The sequence below is a fragment of the Paenibacillus sp. J22P277 genome (assembly GCF_059383675.1).
This window is the reverse complement of sequence record NZ_JBXENS010000006.1, coordinates 52,343-72,236: the sequence shown is the minus strand read 5'-3', so window position 1 is coordinate 72,236 and position 19,894 is coordinate 52,343. Positions and strand designations below refer to the sequence as shown.

Annotated in this window: 19 protein-coding genes and 1 tRNA gene; 13 read left to right on the top strand and 7 right to left on the bottom strand. The window is 60.6% G+C overall.

The genetic code is table 11. The features are described 5' to 3' along the window. Positions 1–36 precede the first annotated feature (36 nt). Positions 37–339 (top strand): iron-sulfur cluster assembly accessory protein, encoded by a 303-nt coding sequence (locus AC50YL_RS21260; protein WP_161744665.1) that lies wholly within the window; start codon positions 37–39, stop codon positions 337–339. A 24-nt stretch (positions 340–363) separates the two neighbouring features. After that, on the top strand, positions 364–588 hold the full coding sequence (locus AC50YL_RS21255; RefSeq protein WP_161744666.1) for a YuzB family protein: 225 nt from the start codon (positions 364–366) through the stop codon (positions 586–588). 79 nt (positions 589–667) lie between these two features. On the opposite strand, the gene AC50YL_RS21250 is transcribed toward AC50YL_RS21255, so the two are convergent. Both AC50YL_RS21250 and AC50YL_RS21245 read right to left on the bottom strand, forming a co-directional pair. Beyond that, positions 668–2,671 carry an LTA synthase family protein gene (locus AC50YL_RS21250; protein WP_494834568.1) on the bottom strand — a complete coding sequence of 668 codons (2,004 nt, stop codon included), beginning with the start codon at positions 2,669–2,671 and terminating at the stop codon, positions 668–670. Positions 2,672–2,772: 101 nt separating this feature from the next. Continuing rightward, on the bottom strand, positions 2,773–3,915 hold the full coding sequence (locus tag AC50YL_RS21245; protein ID WP_494835253.1) for a THUMP domain-containing class I SAM-dependent RNA methyltransferase: 1,143 nt from the start codon (positions 3,913–3,915) through the stop codon (positions 2,773–2,775). Positions 3,916–4,043: 128 nt separating this feature from the next. On the opposite strand from AC50YL_RS21245, the gene AC50YL_RS21240 reads away from it, so the two are divergent. Continuing rightward, the gene (locus AC50YL_RS21240) at positions 4,044–4,685 is read left to right on the top strand and encodes an O-methyltransferase (RefSeq protein WP_494834567.1); all 642 of its coding nucleotides are present in this window, start codon (positions 4,044–4,046) and stop codon (positions 4,683–4,685) included. A 111-nt stretch (positions 4,686–4,796) separates the two neighbouring features. Here AC50YL_RS21240 and AC50YL_RS21235 read toward each other — a convergent pair whose 3' ends face one another. Continuing rightward, entirely contained in the window at positions 4,797–6,011 is a 1,215-nt protein-coding gene (locus AC50YL_RS21235; RefSeq protein ID WP_494834565.1) for an MFS transporter, read from the bottom strand. A 201-nt stretch (positions 6,012–6,212) separates the two neighbouring features. On the opposite strand from AC50YL_RS21235, the gene hemE reads away from it, so the two are divergent. Genes hemE through hemG form a run of 3 tightly spaced genes read left to right on the top strand, consistent with a single transcriptional unit; the run spans position 6,213 to position 9,719 of the window. Further along, positions 6,213–7,283 (top strand): uroporphyrinogen decarboxylase, encoded by a 1,071-nt coding sequence (gene hemE / locus AC50YL_RS21230; protein WP_494834563.1) that lies wholly within the window; start codon positions 6,213–6,215, stop codon positions 7,281–7,283. Continuing rightward, positions 7,276–8,217, top strand: a complete 942-nt coding sequence (gene hemH, locus AC50YL_RS21225; RefSeq protein ID WP_494834561.1) for a ferrochelatase — start codon at positions 7,276–7,278, stop codon at positions 8,215–8,217. The genes hemE and hemH overlap by 8 nt, the downstream gene beginning before the upstream one ends. A 35-nt stretch (positions 8,218–8,252) precedes the next feature. Beyond that, positions 8,253–9,719 (top strand): protoporphyrinogen oxidase, encoded by a 1,467-nt coding sequence (hemG, locus tag AC50YL_RS21220; RefSeq protein WP_494834559.1) that lies wholly within the window; start codon positions 8,253–8,255, stop codon positions 9,717–9,719. 121 nt (positions 9,720–9,840) lie between these two features. On the opposite strand, the gene AC50YL_RS21215 is transcribed toward hemG, so the two are convergent. After that, the gene (locus AC50YL_RS21215) at positions 9,841–10,380 is read right to left on the bottom strand and encodes a phosphatidylglycerophosphatase A family protein (protein WP_494834558.1); all 540 of its coding nucleotides are present in this window, start codon (positions 10,378–10,380) and stop codon (positions 9,841–9,843) included. 163 nt (positions 10,381–10,543) lie between these two features. Here AC50YL_RS21215 and AC50YL_RS21210 point away from each other — a divergent pair, with 163 nt between their 5' ends. The 3 genes from AC50YL_RS21210 to rdgB all read left to right on the top strand — a co-directional run bounded on the left by AC50YL_RS21210 (position 10,544) and on the right by rdgB (position 13,129). Continuing rightward, complete coding sequence (locus AC50YL_RS21210) at positions 10,544–11,602, top strand: GerMN domain-containing protein (protein ID WP_494834556.1); 1,059 nt, start codon at positions 10,544–10,546, stop codon at positions 11,600–11,602. A 142-nt stretch (positions 11,603–11,744) separates the two neighbouring features. Then, positions 11,745–12,491, top strand: a complete 747-nt coding sequence (gene rph / locus AC50YL_RS21205) for a ribonuclease PH (protein WP_494834554.1) — start codon at positions 11,745–11,747, stop codon at positions 12,489–12,491. After that, a complete protein-coding gene (gene rdgB / locus AC50YL_RS21200; protein WP_494834553.1) occupies positions 12,488–13,129 on the top strand; it encodes an RdgB/HAM1 family non-canonical purine NTP pyrophosphatase in 642 nt (213 codons plus the stop codon). Before rph ends, rdgB begins: the two co-directional genes overlap by 4 nt. A 170-nt stretch (positions 13,130–13,299) precedes the next feature. Here rdgB and asnB read toward each other — a convergent pair whose 3' ends face one another. After that, positions 13,300–15,144, bottom strand: coding sequence for an asparagine synthase (glutamine-hydrolyzing) (gene asnB, locus AC50YL_RS21195; protein WP_494834552.1), 1,845 nt, complete (start codon positions 15,142–15,144; stop codon positions 13,300–13,302). A 193-nt stretch (positions 15,145–15,337) separates the two neighbouring features. Here asnB and AC50YL_RS21190 point away from each other — a divergent pair, with 193 nt between their 5' ends. From AC50YL_RS21190 to AC50YL_RS21180, 3 genes are all read left to right on the top strand, one after another. Next, positions 15,338–15,691 (top strand): hypothetical protein, encoded by a 354-nt coding sequence (locus AC50YL_RS21190; protein ID WP_494834550.1) that lies wholly within the window; start codon positions 15,338–15,340, stop codon positions 15,689–15,691. After that, positions 15,688–16,035, top strand: a complete 348-nt coding sequence (locus AC50YL_RS21185; protein ID WP_494834549.1) for a hypothetical protein — start codon at positions 15,688–15,690, stop codon at positions 16,033–16,035. Before AC50YL_RS21190 ends, AC50YL_RS21185 begins: the two co-directional genes overlap by 4 nt. Positions 16,036–16,136: 101 nt before the next feature. Further along, positions 16,137–17,468 carry a 5'-deoxyadenosine deaminase gene (locus tag AC50YL_RS21180; protein WP_494834547.1) on the top strand — a complete coding sequence of 444 codons (1,332 nt, stop codon included), beginning with the start codon at positions 16,137–16,139 and terminating at the stop codon, positions 17,466–17,468. A 59-nt stretch (positions 17,469–17,527) separates the two neighbouring features. Here AC50YL_RS21180 and AC50YL_RS21175 read toward each other — a convergent pair whose 3' ends face one another. Next, positions 17,528–18,400: an SDR family oxidoreductase gene (locus AC50YL_RS21175; protein ID WP_494834546.1), complete on the bottom strand. Its 873-nt coding sequence runs from the start codon at positions 18,398–18,400 to the stop codon at positions 17,528–17,530. 211 nt (positions 18,401–18,611) lie between these two features. Beyond that, positions 18,612–18,688 (bottom strand) — tRNA-Arg (locus AC50YL_RS21170). 366 nt (positions 18,689–19,054) lie between these two features. Between AC50YL_RS21170 and AC50YL_RS21165 the strand changes: the two genes are divergently transcribed. Then, positions 19,055–19,855 carry a hypothetical protein gene (locus AC50YL_RS21165; protein WP_494834544.1) on the top strand — a complete coding sequence of 267 codons (801 nt, stop codon included), beginning with the start codon at positions 19,055–19,057 and terminating at the stop codon, positions 19,853–19,855. Positions 19,856–19,894: the final 39 nt, after the last annotated feature.

Sequence of the window (19,894 nt, the reverse complement as noted above, 5' to 3'; positions counted from 1 at the left end):
TCAAGCAAGTCCCATCCATAAGGAGCTGAAGAAGCAATGAACGTCAAAATCTCGCGCAATGCCGCGAAGGTGCTTCGCGAAGAAATCGATAATCCGGAGAACGAAGGCAAGTTTCTGCGGGTCTACATCACGCATTCCCACGGCGACCACGCCCACTACGGGATGAAAATGGACGACGCGTCCGCGAACGACGAAATCATCGAGACGGACAAGGACATCAAGGTCGTGCTGGAGAAAGGCGTCGAACTGCTGGACGGCGTGCGCATCGATTATTTCTACGTGCCGCAGGAAGGCTTCATGATTTCGAACCCAACCAAAGGCAACACCGGCGACCACTAATCGAATTGGCTTGGGGAGAGGAACATGGCAAACGATATTCGCATTTGCGATAAATGCAAGCATATACGTCCGAAAACGATGGTGCCGAAGCTGCAGGAGCTGGCGCCGGACGCGGACATCAAGGTCGCGTGCAAATCGTACTGCGGTCCTTGTTCGCGGTTTGCCTTCATTTTCATTAACGGCCGTTATATAACGGCGCCGACCGAGGATGAAGCGATCGAGAAGGCGAGCAAATATATTAAAAAGTAAATGAAACATCAAACCAAAGACCCTTCGTCCGGACTTCTCCGGCCGAAGGGTCTTTTGGTTATGTCGCGTTACCGTCCGGCTATTCGCCGTGCAGCGCCGGCACCAAATCATGCTCCACGACGAGGTCCGACGCCTGCAGTTCCTTGCGCGCTTCGTCCGCGCCGGCTTGGCAGCCGCTCGTATCCGGCAACAGGCTCCCGTCCGCGAAGCGATAGCATTTGCCGTGCTCCGGGAGGCCGTCCTCGGCGGGCAGGTAGAGCACGCGTCCGTCGGTAAACGCGCCGTTGCGGAAGACCACGCGCTTGTCCGCGAGCGGCTGCTCGGTGACGAGCGGCGTGCCGATCATGACCTTGCCGCTGCTCGGGATGCCGAGCAAATGCAGCACGGTCGGCGTGACGTCGAGCTGGCCGCCGACTTGATGGTAGGTCCCGGCGACGGCATCGTCCGGGAGATGGACGAGGAACGGCACGCCTTTCAGGACGCGGAAGCGGTCGGCCTCTCCCAGCTTGCGGCCGAGGAAATCCTCGAACGGCTGCCAGTCCGGTATCGAGTTGTCGTGATCGCCGTAGAACATGAAGATCGACGAATCCCATAAGCCGGCTGTCTTAAGCTCGTCGACCATTTCCCCGATAGCCGCATCTGCGTAATGCACGGCTTCCAGGTAGTCGCCGAAGATCGTGCCTTCGAACGCGCCGACGTCGAGCGTCCGGGCCTTCGCCGGCAACGTATACGGATGGTGGCTGGACAGCGAGATCAGGAAGGAATAGAACGGCTGGCGCTGCGTCTTCATCAGCGCGGTCGCCTGCTTGAAGAACGATTTGTCCCCGAGCGACCAGCCGAGCGGTTCGTCGATGACGAACGCGTTCTTGCTGAAGAACCGATCGTAGCCCAGCGTGCCGTACATGATGTTCCGGTTCCAGAAGCCGCCGTCGTACGCGTGGAACGCATTTGCCGTATATCCGTTTTCCTTCAGCGCCAGCGCCATGCTGTCGTAATCGTGCTGGGCGAACCGGGTGAAGACGGAGCCCGACGGCATCGGCTGAAGCGAGGCGTTGGCGGCCAAATCGGCGTCGGACGTCCGGCCTTGGGCCGTCTGATGATAGAAATTGTCGAAGTACATCGATCCGGACATCAGGTTGTTGATGTTCGGCGTCACTTCTTGTCCGTTGATTCGCTGTCCGACGACGAAGCTTTGAAAGGCTTCCAGCTGAATCAGAATGACGTTCATTCCCCGATAGCGGCCGAACAGCGGGTCGGACTTGGCAAGCTGCTCGCGCGTCTCGCCGCGGGTTTGGAACCACTGCTTCGCTTGCGCCGTTTGCGCCTCCGTCGCGCCGTTTCCGTGCAGCCAATGTTCGTCGGCGTACCGGTACAGGTCGTACCCGTGAAAACCGAGCACGCCGGTCACGTTGTACAGGGACATGTTCCACCAATTGCCCGTGAACAGCTCCGACGCCCAGGAGGCCCGGGCTTTGTGCACCGGAACGAACACGAGCGCGAAGCCGATGGCGAACGCGGCCAAGCCGAGCGGCATCCGGCGCAGGACGGTCCGGGTCCGTGTCGCGCGGGATCGGTCGTAAGGGGTTAACCTCGAAGGAAACAGGTCGCGGAAGCGCTTGCCGAAGAAGGCGCAGCATCCGAGCGGCAGCAGCAGGAGCCAATCCGCGACGAACCAGAGATCCCCGGGGGACAACAGCGCGCGGATGCTCGCTCCCAGCTCTCCGACCTGACCGGCCTGCAGCAGGACGGGCACCGTAACGAGATCCTGAAAGTAGCGAAAATAGACGAGATCGCAGTAGACGACGGCCGTAAGCGCGACGTCGAGCGCGATCAGCGCAAGCAGCCGGCCGCGTCCCGGCAGCCAGAGCGTCCAGAACGATACCAGCGCCAGCGTTCCGACGGCGACCATCCGGTCGTCCCCGTTCATGTCCATGTAGGGTACGTGAACGAGCCGATCGAAGAGCGTAAGCTTGAAGAGCATGAGAAGAACGAACACGAAGAGGTCGAGCCTCAGGAGCGCGGAGGCAAAACGAAACGGCGCCCGCAGACGGCGCCGTTTCATGGGGAGATCCGGTATGGTCATGGGATAAGCATTCCTTTCGCGTCGCGTCAAGCGGTTTACAAAAACGCAACATCTTATCCCATTATAGTAGGTTTGCCCGAAGAGTCCAAACCGCTCCGCCGTCAGAATTTGCCGCGCGGCGGCAGCGGACCGAAAAATTGATAAAACGTGCATTCGATGCGGCCGTTGAACAGCTTGCGCCGCTTATCCGACTTGCGTCCGATGGTCTCCTCGAACGTGCGCGACTGGGTCAGCGCGAACGTGGACCAGGTCGGCAGGTACAGCATGCTCAGGCCGAGCTGGCGGACGGCTTTCTCCGCGTCCGTCTCGTCGCCGAGCCGCGAGCCGTACGGCGGATTCGTCACGATGCAGCCGTAATCGCCGTCCGGTTTGATCCGTGATACCGGCATTTGCGTCAGCTTGATCTCCTTGGCGAAGCCGGCTTTCTTCACGGCCGCATCCGCGACTTCGAGGGCGGCCGGATCGATATCGGAGCCCGCGATCTGCAGCGGGATATCGTCCTTGACGCTGTCGAAGGCCTCCTCCCGCGCCTGCTCCCAGAGCCTGTCCGGCACGAGCGGCCAGCCTTCGCTGTTGAAGGTGCGCCGCAAGCCCGGCGCGATGTTCCAGCCGATCATGGCCGCTTCGATCGGAATCGTGCCGGAGCCGCAGAACGGATCGTACAGGGGCCGTTCCGGCTGCCAGCGGCTGAGCAGCACCATCGCCGCCGCCATCGTTTCCTTGAGCGGCGCTTCGGTGACGAGCTTGCGGTAGCCGCGCTTGTGCAGGCCCGGTCCGGTCGTATCGAGCGTGATCATGGCGATGTCGTTCAGCAGCCACACCTCGATGACGTACCGGGCGCCGTCCTCTTGAAACCACTCCGTCCCGTAGACGGTTTTCATTTTCTCGACGACGGCTTTCTTCACGATGCTCTGGCAGGCCGGAACGCTGCTGAGCTGCGATTTGTGCGAGCGTCCTTCCACGGGAAACTCGCCGTCCTCCGGGATCCATGCGGGCCAGTCGATCGCTTTGGCCCCTTCGAACAGCTCCTCGAACGTCGTGGCCGGATATTCCGCCATCTTGATCAGCACGCGGTCCGATGTCCGCAGCCACAGGTTGGCGCGGCAAATGTCGGCCGGTCCGCCTTTAAACACGACCCGGCCGTTCTCGACCTTCTGGTCGACGTAGCCGAGATCCATCAATTCGCGCGAGACGACCGCTTCCAGCCCCATGGGCGCCGTGGCGATCAACTGCAGGTTGTCCATTGTTTCTATTCCTCCGCCTTCTTGCTGCTTGTTTTCGATCAGCGAAAATCTTACAATCAAGTATAGGGCATCCTAGGGATTAATTACAAACGTTACCTGATCGATATGGCGAGAGGAGAGCGAACGATATGTCGACTGAACAAGAAGCGACCGAGCAATACGTGGACCGCCTGCTCGGCGAAGACGCGGATCTGGCGCGCGTCCACGCGTCGATCGAAGCGAAAGGCATGCCGCAAATCTCGATCGCATCCGGCTATGGCAAACTGCTGACGATGCTCGTCCGGATGTCGGGGGCCGTCAACGTGCTGGAGATCGGCGCATTGGGCGGCTATAGCGGCATTTGCCTGGCGAGAGGCTTGCGGGAAGGCGGCCGGCTGACTTCGCTGGAGCTGATGCAGGACTACGCGGATACCGCGCGCGGCAATCTCGAAGCGGCCGGACTCGGCGACCGCGTGACGTACCTGGTCGGCGACGCCAAGGACAGCTTGGCCGTCTTGGAGCAGGAAGGCCGCAAATTCGATTTCTTCTTCATCGACGCGGACAAGGACAGCTATCCGGAATACCTGGAATGGGCGATCAAGCTCGGCAATCCGGGCGCGGTCATTACGGGCGACAACGCGCTGATGCACGGCAGAACGATCGACGCGGACAAGAACGGCCCGTCCGTTCTGGCGATGCGCGCGTTCAACGAGACGATGCTTGGCGACGAACGGCTGACGGGCACGCTGCTCCCGGCATACGACGGCTTGGCGATCGCGATGATCAAGTAACGGCAGCGGCACGCATAGCGGACTCATTTGGCTCGTCATAAGAAAGAGTGCCGGACATTCCCGAGGGGGAAAAGTCCGGCACTCTTTTTACGCTGCGGCGCTGATCGGCAGCTATTCCTTCGCGACCGCTCCGCGCTTCGATACCAAGGTCCGGCGCACCCACAGCGCGTTGACGAAGAACATGGCGGAGGAGATGAGGAATACCCCGCCGATGCCGGTCCATCCGGAAATCAAGCCCCCGACGATGGGACCGATCATGTTGCCGAGCGACAGCATGCTGCTGTTGATGCTGAAGGCCCGCCCTTCCATGCCGTCCGGCGTGAACCGGCGCACGAGGGCGTTGACGGACGGGATCAGTCCGCCGAGGAAGCAGCCCTGCAGCAGCCGGAAGAGCAGCAATTGCCAGACCGTTTCCGCGAACGCCTGCGGGATGAACATCAGGGCGGCGCCGACCAGCGAGATGCCGAGCACCTTCTCCTGGCCGATCCGGTCGCTGAGCCTGCCCAGCATCGGGGCGGCGACCATGTTGGTGATTCCGGCCGCGGAGCTGACGAAACCGGCCCAGAAGGCGAGATTGACGTCCGTGCCGTGCAGCTTCTGCACGTAGAGCGGCATGAGCGGGTTCGGGCCGATCATGGCGAATTGCAGCAGGAACGTGACCGCGAACAGCGCGGTCAGCTGCGGCACGCCGCTCAGCTGGCGGAAGCCGGCGATGATGGAGACGGCCGGCTTCGAAGCGGCGGCAGCCCTGTCGAAGCGCTCCTTGACGACGAAGAACGCCAGCAGGGAAGCGGCGAACAGCGAGACGCCCGTCAAGTAGAAGATCGGCCGGTAGCCTACCGCATCCGCCAGCAGTCCGCCGAGGAACGGGCCCATAATCGTGCCCGCGATGCCTCCGGACTGGAGCGTGCCCATGGCGAAGCCCATTTTTTCCTTCGGCGTGTTGATCGACACCAACGAGACGGCAGCGGGATTGAAGCCCGAGATCGTGCCGTTCACCATGCGGAGTATGAGCAGATGCCATGGGGAAGTGGCGAAGCCCATCAGCACCATGACGATCGCCATGCCGAAACCCGAACGGAGCAGCATCATTTTCCGTCCGTATTTGTCCGACAGCTTGCCCCACAGCGGTTGAAACAGGAAGGCGGTGACGAAATTCCCCGCGAAGATTATGCCGGCCCACGTCGCGATCTCATGCTGGTTTGTCATGCCGATCCGGGGGCTTTGCAGATACAGCGACATGAACGGCATGATCATCGTCATGCCGCCCATGACCAGAAACTGCCCGATCCACAGCACGGCAAGGTTTTTCTTCCACTGTTCCATGCGAATCTCCCATCGATGCGAATATCGTGCGAATCCTAGATCCCAATTATACCATAGCGCGCGGGAAGTCCAAGAACGGCAGGCGCCGAACCTTACATTGTCATATGTTTGTCAATGATCCTCCGGGCGGAGCGGTTGTTACGAGTTTGCAAAAAGGGCATAATGGAAACGTAGGGAAAACGATAGAAATGGGGAACTTCAATGAGCTACAACGACCTGTTCATCCGGGCTTGCCGGGGAGAAAGCGTCGATCGCTTACCCGTTTGGTATATGCGGCAGGCGGGACGGTACGATCCCGATTACCGTAAAATAAAAGAAAATTACTCGCTGCTCGAAATTTGCAAACAGCCGGAGCTGGCCGCGGAAGTAACGATGATGCCGGTCAAGAAGCTCGGCGTCGACGCGGCGATTCTTTATTCCGATATCATGAATCCGGTCGCGTCCATCGGGATCGATTTCGACATCGTCGGAGGGGTCGGTCCGGTCATCCATAATCCGATCCGCACGGCGGAGGACGTCGCGAAGCTGACGCCGATCGACGTGGAAGGCGATTTGTCCCACGTGCTCGAGACGATCCGCATCTTGGACCGCGAGCTCGACGTGCCGCTGATCACGTTCGCCGGCGCGCCGTTCACGATCGCGAGCTATCTGATCGAGGGCCGTCCGTCCAAATCGTATATCAAGACGAAGACAATGATGTATTCGGAACCGAAGCTGTGGTTCTCGCTGATGGACAAGCTCGGGGACATGGCCATTGCCTATTTGCGCGCCCATATGGCAGCCGGCGGCAAGGCGTTCCAGCTGTTCGACAGCTGGGTCGGCGCGCTCGCTCCGCGCGACTTTGCGACGTACGTGCTGCCGACGATCGAGCGGATATTCGGCGAGTTGTCGGATTTGCCGCAGCCGAAAATCTATTTCCCGGGCGTCGCGTCCGGCGAACTGCTGCCGACGCTCGGCAAGGTGAAGGCCGATATTATCGGGCTGGACTGGCGGGTGCCGATCGCGGAAGGCCGCCGCAGGCTCGGCGGCGATTTCGGCGTGCAGGGCAATCTCGACCCTTACCTGCTGACCGCGCCGATGGCCGTCATCCAAGAACACGCGAAGGCGATCATCGACGAAGGCATCAAGGAACCGAAGTACATCTTCAACCTCGGTCACGGGCTTTTCCCGGAGGCGTCGCTCGACAAGCTGCGCGAGCTGACGGACTACGTGCATGATTATTCCGCGCGGGCCATATCCGCCCTCGGACTGGAGGAAGTCGCCCATGGCTAACGGGAAAATCGGCGTGCTCGTCATGTCTTACGGAACGCCCGAAAGCATGGACGGCATCGAAGAATATTACACGCATATCCGTAGAGGGCATGCCCCGACGCCGGAGCAGCTCGCGGAGCTGACCGCCCGGTACGGCGCGATCGTAGGCGGGGTGTTCCCGCTTCGCGAGAATACGAACCGCCAGGCGGAGGGTCTGCAGGCCGCATTGGATGCCGCGGCGCCGGGCCGGTACGGCGTCTATCAAGGACTCAAGCACGCGCGTCCGTACATCGAAGACGGGGTCGAAGCGATGGCCGCCGCAGGCATCAAGCAGGCGGTCGGCATCGTGCTTGCGCCGCATTACTCGACGATGAGCGTCGGCAGCTATATGTCGCGCGCGCAGGAGAAGGCCGAGCAGCTGGGCATCGCGTTCCAGGCGATCGAAAGCTATCATCTGCATCCGAAGCTGATCGAAGCGCTCGTGAAGCGGGTGAGAGACGCGCATGCCGAGCTCGTCGGGATGACGGGCGAAGGCCAGCCGATCAAGGTGCTGTTCAGCGCCCACAGCCTGCCGGTACGTATACGCGAGGCGAACGACCCTTATGAGCAGCAGCTGCTAGACACGTCTTCGCTCGTCGCGGAGGGCGCCGGCGTGGCGGATTGGGGATTCACGTGGCAAAGCGCGGGACGCACTCGCGAGCCATGGCTTGGCCCGGACATCCTCGAGACGCTGAAGGAAACGGCGGAGGCGGGTTATAAAGGCGTGCTGTCTGCGCCGATCGGGTTCGTATCGGAGCATCTGGAAGTGCTCTACGATATCGACATCGAAGCGCAGGCCGCGGCCAAGGAGCTCGGCGTCCGACTGGTCCGCATCGACATGCTTGGGACGGATCCGCTTTACATGGAAACGCTGGCGGACAGCATCGAACAAGCCAGCCGGGCAGTTTACGTCTAGTGGAGTTCGATATGGATAGAGGAGATGACTCGCGCATGCGGAGTAACGGTAAGCTGGATCGTTTTGTCGTCATCGGCGGCGGGATCAGCGGACTCAGCTCCGCTTTTTATTTGTTGAAGGAAGCGGAGCTGCGAGGACGCGAGGCGCAGATTACGATCGTCGATCCGGCGGAGCGGATCGGCGGCAAAATCAATACCCTGCGCAAGCAGGGCTTCGTGATCGAGAAAGGGCCGGATTCGTTTTTGGCGCGCAAGACGCCGATTATCGACCTGGCTTTCGATCTGGGCATTCAAGACGAGCTGACGGGCACGAACCCGGCGGCGAAGAAGACCTACATCCTGCACCGCGGCAAGCTGCATCCCATGCCTCCGGGCCTCGTGCTCGGCGTGCCGACCGAGATCATGCCGTTCGCCAAGACGGGCTTGCTGTCCTGGGGCGGCAAGCTGCGGGCCATGCTTGATTTCGTGCTTCCCGCCAGCAAGGCGGAAGGCGACGAATCCGTCGGTTCGTTCCTGACCCGGCGCGTCGGCGCGGAAGTGATGGAGCGCATCGCGGAGCCGCTGCTGGCGGGCATTTACGCAGGAGACTTGTCAAAGCTGAGCCTGCAGTCGACGTTCCCACAGTTCCGGGAAGCGGAGCTGCGCCACGGCAGCCTCATTCGCGGCACGCGCGCCAACAAGCGCAAAGGCGCCGCGGCGCCGGCCGCGCCGAACAAGCTGCCGAAGCAGCTGCAGCGCAGCATGTTCCTGACGTTCAAGAACGGCTTGTCGACGATGCTGGAGGCGCTGAACGAGGCGCTGGCCGGTGCCGAACGACGGATGGGTCGCTCCGCGGTCGCGTTCCGGCAGAACGATAAGGAGGATATCGAGCAAGGAGCGGCACCGTACGAAGTGCTGCTCGGCGATGGCGAGATTTTGTCCGCGGACGGGATCGTCATTACCTCGCCTGCCTCGGAGGCCGCGGACCTGCTCGAGCCGCATATGCCGGTGGACGCGCTTCGCGCGGTCAAGTACGTCTCGGTCGCGAACGTCGTCATGGCATTCGACAAGGCTTCGTTCGGCGTCGAGTTCGACGGCTCCGGCTTCGTCGTGCCCCGCTCCGAAGGAACCACGATCACGGCGTGCACGTGGACCTCGGCCAAATGGCTGCATGCCAGTCCGGGAGACAAGGTGCTGCTGCGCTGTTACGTCGGCCGCGCGGGCGACGAGGAAGTCGTCGACCTGCCCGACGAAGCGCTGGAGGAAGCCGTGCGCCGCGACATTCGGGGCGTGCTCGGGATCACCGCGGAGCCGCTGTTCACGGAGATTACGCGGCTTCACCGCTCCATGCCGCAATATCCGGTCGGCCATGTGCAGGCGACGGCCAAGCTGCGGGCGCAGCTGCGTGCGGCGATGCCGGGCGTCTGGATTGCCGGCGCGGCGTTCGACGGCGTGGGGCTGCCGGACTGCATCCGGCAAGGCAAGGAGTCGGCGTCCATCGTGTACCGCGCGATCGACCGCTGAGCACTAGGATATTCATACGGCATCAAACAGGGTATTGCGTTTGATGGACAATCAAAAAAGGACGAGGCAGATGCGCGTTGCATCTCTTCGTCCTTTTTGGCGTACCGTCCGGCGTGCCGTCTCAATCGATCGGCGGGCCGATGACACCCTCGCGCTCGGCCTGCTTGCGGTGCGCGATCCGACTGCTGGCAGCCGCGGCGATGGCCCCGACGATGTCGTCGAGGAACGTATGGCAGGCCGCATCGTGCTTATCGTTCAGCTTCTTCAGGATCCCGGGCTTGAGCTTGTCGACGTAGCCGAAATTCGTGAAGCCGATGCTGCCGTACACGTTGACGATGGACAAGGCCAGAATCTCGTCGCAGCCGTACAAGCCTTCGTCGTTCTCGAGCATCTCCTGCAGCGGAGAGAGCAGCTTGCCTTCCTCCGCGAGGATGTCGAGCTGGATGCCGGTCAGGACGGCATTTTGCACCTCGCGCTTGCTGAGCACGGCTTCCACGTGCTTCTCGCATTCATCGAGCGTGAGGTCGGGGAAGTAGTCCTTTTGCAGAAAAATGACGAGTTCGGCGATTTGCGACGTCGCGACGCCGCGTTTCGTGAGCCATTCCTTCGTGGCTTCCGCGATTTTGGTGCTGTTCAATTGGTAGGAATCGGATTTGGTCAATGGTAGGCACTCCTTGTCTCGATTTCGTGGACAAAACTGGTCTAATTGATTCGAAGGGCTCGTATACATAGTACTACAAAGCAGGACTTGTACCAAAAGGGCGGCATGCCGCAGGTTTGAAGGCCGGTTTCACCATGTATCCAAAATGGGGAGGAAACGTTTAATGACTCATTATCGCCTGTTTCGCCGGGCGGCGCTCGCCGGAGCGCTGGCTCTGCCCATCTTGACGACCGGCTGCGGATTGTTTTCCCAGCCCGCGAGCGAATCCATCGATCCGCCGCCGAACAGCACGCAGGACGTCAGCACGAATGTCGATCAAGACGCGACGACCGCGCAAGGAGAAGGCCAATCCCAAATGACGCTTTACCTAAGCGACCGCAACGGTCTGCTCGCCCCGGTTACCGTCATGTCCGCGCTTGGACAAGACGAGAAGCCTGGACAAAAAGCGCTTGAAATGATGGTGGACGGCAGTCCGTACGCCAATGAGCTGCCAGACGGCTTCTCGGCGATCCTGCCGGAGGGAACCGCGATCAAGCAGCTGAATATCGTTCCGGATCAGAAGCTCGCCATCGTCGATTTCTCCAAGGAGTTCGCGAATTACGATGCCGCGGACGAACGGAAAATCGTCGAGGCGGTGACCTGGACGCTGACAAGCCTGCAGGATGTCCAGAACGTCAAGATTTGGATGGAAGGCAAGGAGCTTGCGGTCATGCCGGTCGACGCGATGCCGGTCGACGAGCCGCTTACGCGCGCGGTCGGCATTAACCTGGAAGCCGCGAACGGAATCGATTACAGCACTTCTGCGCAGGTGACGCTGTATTTCTCCGCGCTCTCGCCGGATAACGAGCCTTATTATGTGCCGGTAACGCGGCTAGTAAACCGCAGCAACAACCGCGCCAAGACCGCGATCGAGCAGCTCATCAGCGGCCCGATCGGCAACCAGCCGCTGAACGCGGTCATCACGCCGGACGTGATCGTGAAGAACGTCACCAAGGCGAAGGACGTCGTGACGGTCGAGCTTCAGGACGACGGCTACCAAGCCGGCGAGGCCGAGCCGGCCGAGATGCTGCAAGCCATCGTGCTGTCCCTGACCGAGAATACTGGCCTCGGCAAAGTCCAGATCAAGCTGAACGGCAAATCGGACTTCGTCGATACGGAAAATCAATCGTACGCCGAACCCGTCAGCCGTCCCGTGTACGTGAATGCCCCGTTCAAATCGTAATGACGCCGCCGAGATCCGCCCCGGGCAAGCCTTATCCGCCCCCGGGGCGGATCTTTTTTTGCCCTTGGATGGCGGCAGAGATGTTTTTCGGGTCGGCTTTTGGTAAAATGGTTTGGACCCATCGACAGGAGGATTACAGATTATGAGAGTGGACGGACGGCAGGCGGACGAGCTTCGCCCGGTTACGATTACGCTGCAACCCAACAAATACGCGGAAGGCTCCGTGCTCATCGAGTTCGGCGATACGAAGGTGCTCTGCACCGCTTCGATCGAGGAACGGGTGCCGCCATTCATGAAAGGGCAGGGCAAAGGCTGGATTACCGCGGAGTACGCGATGCTGCCCCGCGCGACGCAGGTCCGGAATCATCGGGAATCCGCGAAAGGCAAGCTTACGGGACGCACGATGGAAATCCAGCGGCTGATCGGCCGCGCGCTGCGCTCGGTCGTGGACCTGCACGCGCTCGGAGAACGTACGATCACGCTGGATTGCGACGTGCTTCAAGCGGACGGAGGCACGCGGACGACCTCGATTACCGGCGCTTTCGTCGCGCTCGCGCTGGCCGTGGACAAGCTGAACAAGAACCAGGCCTTCGCGAAATACCCCTTAACCGATTTTCTGGCTTCGGTCAGCGTCGGCGTCATTCAGGACCGTACGCTGCTGGACTTGAACTACGAAGAGGACTCCAAGGCGAAGGTCGACATGAACGTCGTCATGACCGGCGCCCGGAAGTTCGTCGAAGTGCAGGGCACCGGCGAAGAAGCGCCTTTCTCGCGGGAGGAATTTAACGGACTGCTGGCCATCGCGGAAGAGGGCATCGCCAGCTTGATCGCGAAGCAGCGGGACGTGCTCGGCGACAAAGGCGGCCGGATCGGGACGGGCAAGGCATGATTCGGGGCGGAACGGTCGTCGTCGCGACCAAGAACGCGGGCAAGGTAAGGGAATTCGCGCATGCTTTCGGCAAGCTTGGCATGAAGGTCGTCAGCATGTTCGATTATCCCAACCTCCCGGACGTCGTAGAAGACGGCGTCACCTTCGCGGAGAACGCGCGCAAGAAAGCGCGGGAAGTGGCGGAAGCGCTGAACATGCCGGTGCTCGCGGACGATTCCGGATTGGAAGTGTCGGCGCTCGGCGGGGAGCCCGGCGTGTATTCCGCCCGATATTCGGGGGAAGGCGCGACGGATAGCCGCAATAACGAGAAGCTTCTGCGGGAGCTGGCGCGCGCGACGGACGGGGGCGGATCGGCGAAGCGGCTGCCGGACGGCACGACGCTGCTCGGCGAAGCGCGATTCGTATGCGCGCTTGCGCTATACGATCCGGCGTCCGCCGAATTCGCGGAAAGCGAAGGCGACGTTCCCGGCTTCATCATGGATCGGCCCAAGGGCGAAGGCGGCTTCGGCTACGATCCGTTGTTTTGGGTGACGTCCGAGGGCAAGGGCATGGCGGAGATGACGATGGAAGAAAAGCAGGCCGTTAGTCACCGCGGCCGCGCGCTCGCGGACTTGCTTGGGAAACTGGACGTCCGTTAGAGGCGCAGAAGCTTCCGGATCGGAGATTCAAGATCCACGTAAATAAACCCCATTCGCAGAGGGGCAGGCGAAATTTTCGCCGGCGCTCCTCTAGTGGATGGGGTTTTTCGGCATTCGCATTCGGCATTTCGGCATGGAAATCAAATACGCTTGCCCGTGCTCGGCGGCCCTTAGCGAATCACGACATTATAATCGCGCAGCCACATATCCATCTGCAGCAAATACGCGAACAGCTGCGGCCCGGACATCAGCTGGCCGAACCACGGCAGATTGGAGCTGGCTTCTTCCGATTCCGCCAGCTGGCGGATTTTCTTCACGTTGATCAGCGGGAGCAGCGGCGAATTGCCTTCGTTGATGACATCCAGCAGCTGCGTGCGAACCGCGTTCAGGTAATTCGGATTATGCGTTTTCGGATAGGGGCTCTTCTTGCGATACAGAACGTCGTGGGGAAGGACGCCCTCCAGCCCTTTGCGCAAAATGCCCTTTTCCCGGTCGCCAGCCGTTTTGATTTCCCACGGAATATTGAACACGTATTCGACCAGCCGGTGATCGCAGAACGGCACGCGCACCTCCAGGCCGACCGCCATGCTCATCCGGTCCTTGCGGTCCAGCAGCGTCGGCATGAAGCGGGTAATGTTGAGGTACGACATCTGCCGCATTTTGCGGGCCGCCGCGTCCTCGCCCGGGAGATGCGGGACCTCCGCGACGGCGTCGAGGTAACGGTCGCCGATGTATTCGAGCGGCCGAATCCAAGCGGCGACGTCCTGCGAGAGCAGATCGGCCCGCATGCCGGCGGCCAGCGACCATGGGAACGTGCCGGCGTTCAGCGCGTCTTCGCGGTGAAACCACGGGTAGCCGCCGAAGATTTCGTCCGCCGCTTCGCCGGAGATCGCCACGGTCGCTTCTTTCTTGATTTCCCGGCAGAACAGGAGCAGCGACGAGTCCACGTCGGCCATGCCCGGCATATCCCGCGCCGTCATCGCCTCATGGAGCGCGCCGACAAGCTCAGGCGTGTCGATGACCTTCGGATGGTGGACCGTGCCCAGATGCGTCGTCATGCGCTCGATCCACGGCGCGTCGGCGTTGGGCTGGAACGCATGGGATTTGAAGTGTTTGTCGTTATCGACATAATCGACCGAGAACGTATGAACCGTTCCCTGCCCGGTCTCGTTATAGTAATTCACCGCCAGCGACGTGAGCGCGCTGGAATCCAGGCCGCCCGAGAGCAGGGTGCAGAGCGGAACGTCGGAGACGAGCTGCCGTTCCACCGTATCCTTCAGCAGATCGCCGACGGTCCGGGCGGTCTGCTCCACGTTCTCCGTATGCGGACGGCTTTCCAGCCTCCAATAGTGCGAGATTTGCGTGCCGGCCCGGCTCACGATCGCGCATTGTCCGGGAAGCAGCTCCGTGATGTCGCGATAGACGCCGACGCCCGGCGTTCTCGCCGGTCCGACGATGAAGATTTCCGCCAGGCCCTCGGGCCCGACCTCCGGTTTCACCTCGGGATGCGCCAGCAGCGCCTTCGGCTCCGAGCCGAAAATGAAGCGGCCGAGCTGCTTGGAGAAGAAGAACGGCTTGACGCCTAGCCGGTCGCGCGCGATGAACAGCCGCTCTTCCCGCGAATCCCACAGCGCGAAGGCGAAGATGCCGTTGAACCGCTCCACGCAGGACGGGCCCCATTCCATATAAGCGACGAGCAGCACCTCGGTGTCGCAGGTCGTCGTAAACCGCCTTCCGCGGCTCTCCAGTTCCTTCTTCAGCTCGGGCGCGTTATAGAGCTCCCCGTTGTACACGAGGACATAGGTATCGTCGTCGGACATGCGAACCATCGGCTGCGCTCCGTTCGCGGGATCGATGACGGAGAGTCTGCGGTGTCCGAGCGCGCAATGCGGCGAGATCCAGGTACCGGAGGCGTCCGGGCCGCGGTTTGCCAGCGTATCGGTCATTTTCTCCAGGATGATGGATTGTTTCGTCAGGTCAGCGGTCCAATCGATCCAGCCCGTGAATCCACACATGGTTCTCATTCCTTTCCTGATGCAGGGTTAAAAACAGCGATACTAGAATGGTTATGCCCATGAGATGGATAAAATGTCTGTCCGCTGGGGGATGCTAGAGCTAGGATCATGCTTTCGAAGCAGTTTTGTTTTCCTTGCCGGCAGACCGGCTGCAAGCCACGCGCACAAAACGTTTAGAAGGGAGTTTTCAATAATGGCAAACGAGCACGAAGCATCCTATTATGAACGAAAGCCCTATTACGTATCCGTTCAGGCAGGCTCGATTCTGGAAGATCCGACGGTCGCTTCGTACGAGCTTGCGATAACGGCGAACGAGGAGGAGCTCAACCGGCTGCAGGAACTGATGGAGGAATATTCATCGATGGACGAGGCGCAAGCATCCGTTTACGCTTTGAGTCCGTTTCGTTCCGCGTCCGACAAGCAGATTAACGCCGGCACCGACGGGCTGCTCGTCGACATTTACCGGCTGCTCTACGAGCTGGGAACCGACGAAACGAAGCAGCATGTGGCGACGATGGGGCTGTTTCCGGACGGGAGCCTGCAATGATCGTGACGGAAGCGCATGTCAGGAGAGCCGCCGACCGCGACGGCCTGCACTGCGCGGAGGTCGAGGTGCGGACGAGCGACGCGCAGACGCCTGAGCTGCTTGCCTATTTCGGCCGGTCCCGGGACGACGATTACGACATGATCGCGGTCGTGAGCAACGACGCCAGGAGCGAGATCGACTGGTACGACAACAGCCTGCACCAAGCGTTCGCGGACATGACCGACGAGCTGTTCGATACGCCGACGATGAAGACGGATTGGGGCGAGCGGGAGACGTTCAAGGATCAGGTGCTGTCGTACCCCGGCGTGCGGGGCGATATTCGGCGCCTATTGGACGGGTCATAAATTTTTCGAATGTTCAATCTTCTTCACTTGCTTCCATGTTACAATGTGAGCATACTTGACAAGATGCTAGCATGTCTTGCGGAGGAAGCGAGGGCTGCCCAATGGGAATGACGCTGTTGCGTAACGCGACGATCGTCACGATGAACGAAAAGGACGAGATAGTGACCGGTGACGTCATGTTCAAGGATGATATCATCGTTTCCGCCGGGGGACGGATTACGGAGTACGACGCGGCGGCGACCACGGTCGTCGAGGCCAAGGGGAAGCTGCTGCTGCCCGGCTTCGTCCAGACGCATATTCACCTCTGTCAGACGCTATTTCGCGGACGGGCCGACGACATGGCGCTCATGGATTGGCTGCGGACGCGCATCTGGCCGCTTGAAGCGGCGCACGACGAGGAATCCGTCTACTATTCGGCGATGCTCGGCATCGGCGAGCTGCTGCGGAGCGGGACGACGACGATTCTCGACATGGAGACGGTCAGCCATACGGATTTCGCCTTTCAAGCGCTCGCGGCCGGCGGGATCCGGGCGATCTCCGGCAAAGTGATGATGGACGCCGGCGGCGACGTGCCGGCCGGGCTGCAGGAGGAGACGGACCGATCCGTGGCCGAGAGCACCGCGCTGCTCGAGAAATGGCACGGCTACGACGGCGGCCGCATCCGATACGCGTACAGCCCGCGTTTCGTCGTCTCCTGCTCGGAACGCCTGCTGAAGGAAGTGAGGGACCTCTCGGCGAAGCATAACGTGCTCGTGCATACGCACGCGGCGGAGAACCGGGAAGAGATCGATCTCGTCATGCGGCAGCGCGGGATGCGCAACGTCGTCTATTTGGATCATATCGGGTTGACGTCTCCCCGGCTCGTGCTAGCCCATTGCATCTGGCTGGACGACGAAGAGCGCGATATTTTGCGGCGGACGGGGACGCGTATGACGCATTGCCCGGGCTCCAACCTGAAGCTGGCGTCGGGCGTGGCGCTCGTGCCGGAGCTGCTGGAGCAGGGGATCGAGATGGGCATCGGCGCGGACGGGGCGCCCTGCAACAACACATTGGATATGTTTCAGGAGATGCGCTTGACCGCGCTGCTGCACAAAGCCCGCTGCGGTCCGGAAGCGATGAACGCCCGGACGGTGCTGCGCATGGCCACGATCGGCGGCGCGAGGACGCTGGGACTGGATCATTTGATCGGCAGCATCGAGCCGGGCAAGAAGGCGGACGCCGTGCTGCTCGACTTGGAGGATTTCCATACGTTTCCTTCCTATGACGCGGATCCGTACTCGCGGATCGTCTACGCAGCGTCGAGAAGCAGCGTAGCCTACGTGTGGGTTGACGGCAAGCTTGTCGTGGAGCGGGGTAAGGTGAAGACGGTCGACAAACGGAACGTCCTCCGCGAAGCGGACCGTTCCATCGCGCGGCTGCTCAAGCGAATCTGAAAAAGCCGGGAACGCCTCCATGCCGCTTGCATGAAGGGGTCCCGGCTTTCGTGCGTCTATCAGCCGTTGACGATTTCGCCGCCGTTGACGTGAAGCACCTGCCCGCTCATATAGGAGGAGTCGCCGCAGGCCAGATAGACGTATGCCGGAGCCAGCTCGTCCGGCTGTCCCGCCCGCTTCATCGGCGTGTCCGCGCCGAATTGGGCGACCTGCTGGGCGTCGAACGTCGACGGAATGAGCGGCGTCCAGATCGGTCCGGGCGCCACCGCGTTGACCCGAATGCCCTGCTCCGCGAGATTCATCGCAAGCGAGCGGGTGAAAGCGACGATCGCGCCTTTCGTCGAGGAATAATCCAACAGCGTCGGGCTCCCGCGATAGGCCGTGATGGATGCGGTATTAATGATGGCCGAGCCTTTCTTCAGGTGAGGCATGGCGGCTTGCGTGACATAGAACATGCCGAAGATGTTCGTCTTGAACGTGCGTTCCAGCTGCTGCGGCGTGATTTGTTCGATTTTATCCTGCGGGTGCTGCTCCGCGGCGTTGTTCACGACGATGTCGAGCCCGCCGAGCTTGTCGGCGATCTTCTCGACGGCGTCTTTGCAAAAGGCGGGATCGCCGATATCGCCGGCGATCGTGAGGCATTTGCGGCCGAGCGCTTCGACGAGTTCTTGAATATCCCCGGCATCGTCATGCTCGTCGAGGTACATGATCGCGACGTCCGCGCCTTCCTTGGCGTACATGAGGGCGACGGCGCGGCCGATGCCGCTGTCGCCGCCGGTAATCGCGGCTACCTTGCCGGCGAGCTTGCCGGCGGGCTTGTACGCTTCCGATTGAAATTGCGGCCGCGGATTCATCTCGCTTTCGAGACCGGGCTGCCTATTCTGGTGCTGCGGGGGAAAGGATGTCGGACGTTTGGGCTGTTGCTGCGTCATGCGGGATCACTCCTTCAAAAGAATATGGCTTGCTTGAGCAAAGACGGCATTCCCTTATATTGCGGCGATCCCTTTTTATTTAAACGCATGGCTTCGCATTCTTAACGCAAAACAAAAAAATCCCGAACGCCGGCATGTCGCCGAGCGTTCGGGAGGATGGTTCGATTCGGATATTTCGTGCTGCCGACCGCGTGTCCGGAAGCCAATGAAATGGCGTCCCAGGAGGGATTCGAACCCCCGACAACACGCTTAGAAGGCGTGTGCTCTATCCAACTGAGCTACTGGGACACGTAGGAAATAATATAGCATGGGCATTTTAAAATTGCAACCCATAATCTTCATTGTATTCGTCGGTCCGCGCCATGGCTCATGCGACTCTATTAAAATAGCGGCATTCATGTTTCAAAAAAATCGGCTTCGGCCAAAATGGAAATGAACGGCATGGAGTGTTATAATCGAACTCTACCCGAACATCAGGCCGGCGGGCAGTACGGCAAACAAGGCGGTGATTCTATTACGACGTCCAATTCTTCCCACGATGACAATAGAGAGAACGTTTACTTATTTCCTAATATGCTCGACCAGTACCAAAATCATCTCACCCGGCTTTTGGAGTCCGAGCAGTACGGAGAAGCGAAGGATCTGCTGCGCTTTTTGCTCCATTGCCAAGGCGAGGAGAAGCGGCATTACGAAGAGTGGAGCAATCTGCTGACCTGGCTTGACGTCGCCTTCCCCGGTTACGAGAGCACGGGAAATGGCACGACCGCATACATAGAAGACGAAGACAACGAGGACGCGCTCCGCGAACGGGCGCTCGCCCCGCCGGAGTACGACGAGGATTACGTGCAGCAGGTGCTCTATATCATGCAGCATCATCCCGTGGCGGACCAGCAGCTGCTCGCGCTGGAACGCGCGGCGTATTTGACGCATCCGGGCGTCGACGAGGTCATCCTGAACTGGCTGACGAGCGCGGAGCTTCATCCGGAGCTGCAGTTCAAAGCGCTGCAATGCCTGAAGAAGCGGGGCGTGACGGGGACGGTCGGTCTCGAGCGGATGGGCGAGTTCGTGGAGCTGGAGATCGAAGCGACCCCGCTTTCCATGGAAGAATTCCCGCCGGTCGTGACCAGAGTCGTCGAACGGGTAGAGTCCGTGACCGAAGTGATCGAGGTGTCCCTGCCTCATTTCGCGCGCGAGTTATGGAAAGAGTGCCTCCAATGCATTTACGGCACGACGGCGTACGAACGGCTGCAGAACGACGACGACGAGACGGTGGACAGCTACTCGGCCGCGCTTCACCAAGTATTGGAATTATCGCTTTACGGACGGGTCAACGACGACGAAGTCCGGGATACATACGGCATTACGGACGCCCTCCGCTTCCGGTACGAACAGGCTTGCAGGACGCTTCGCCAAATCGTGCAATTGCGTTTGGAGGATGACGGGGGCAAGTCTTGATATTCGTTTGATTGTTGAGTATAATAGAATGGTTTATTA

Bases quoted from the DNA above. Each gene is read 5' to 3' on its own strand.
- AC50YL_RS21260 (WP_161744665.1), top strand. From the start codon at position 37: ATGAACGTCAAAATCTCGCGCAATGCCGCGAAGGTGCTTCGCGAAGAA.
- AC50YL_RS21255 (WP_161744666.1), top strand. From the start codon at position 364: ATGGCAAACGATATTCGCATTTGCGATAAATGCAAGCATATACGTCCG.
- AC50YL_RS21250 (WP_494834568.1), bottom strand. From the start codon at position 2,671: ATGACCATACCGGATCTCCCCATGAAACGGCGCCGTCTGCGGGCGCCG.
- AC50YL_RS21245 (WP_494835253.1), bottom strand. From the start codon at position 3,915: ATGGACAACCTGCAGTTGATCGCCACGGCGCCCATGGGGCTGGAAGCG.
- AC50YL_RS21240 (WP_494834567.1), top strand. From the start codon at position 4,044: ATGTCGACTGAACAAGAAGCGACCGAGCAATACGTGGACCGCCTGCTC.
- AC50YL_RS21235 (WP_494834565.1), bottom strand. From the start codon at position 6,011: ATGGAACAGTGGAAGAAAAACCTTGCCGTGCTGTGGATCGGGCAGTTT.
- hemE (WP_494834563.1), top strand. From the start codon at position 6,213: ATGAGCTACAACGACCTGTTCATCCGGGCTTGCCGGGGAGAAAGCGTC.
- hemH (WP_494834561.1), top strand. From the start codon at position 7,276: ATGGCTAACGGGAAAATCGGCGTGCTCGTCATGTCTTACGGAACGCCC.
- hemG (WP_494834559.1), top strand. From the start codon at position 8,253: ATGCGGAGTAACGGTAAGCTGGATCGTTTTGTCGTCATCGGCGGCGGG.
- AC50YL_RS21210 (WP_494834556.1), top strand. From the start codon at position 10,544: ATGACTCATTATCGCCTGTTTCGCCGGGCGGCGCTCGCCGGAGCGCTG.
- rph (WP_494834554.1), top strand. From the start codon at position 11,745: ATGAGAGTGGACGGACGGCAGGCGGACGAGCTTCGCCCGGTTACGATT.
- rdgB (WP_494834553.1), top strand. From the start codon at position 12,488: ATGATTCGGGGCGGAACGGTCGTCGTCGCGACCAAGAACGCGGGCAAG.
- asnB (WP_494834552.1), bottom strand. From the start codon at position 15,144: ATGTGTGGATTCACGGGCTGGATCGATTGGACCGCTGACCTGACGAAA.
- AC50YL_RS21190 (WP_494834550.1), top strand. From the start codon at position 15,338: ATGGCAAACGAGCACGAAGCATCCTATTATGAACGAAAGCCCTATTAC.
- AC50YL_RS21185 (WP_494834549.1), top strand. From the start codon at position 15,688: ATGATCGTGACGGAAGCGCATGTCAGGAGAGCCGCCGACCGCGACGGC.
- AC50YL_RS21180 (WP_494834547.1), top strand. From the start codon at position 16,137: ATGGGAATGACGCTGTTGCGTAACGCGACGATCGTCACGATGAACGAA.
- AC50YL_RS21175 (WP_494834546.1), bottom strand. From the start codon at position 18,400: ATGACGCAGCAACAGCCCAAACGTCCGACATCCTTTCCCCCGCAGCAC.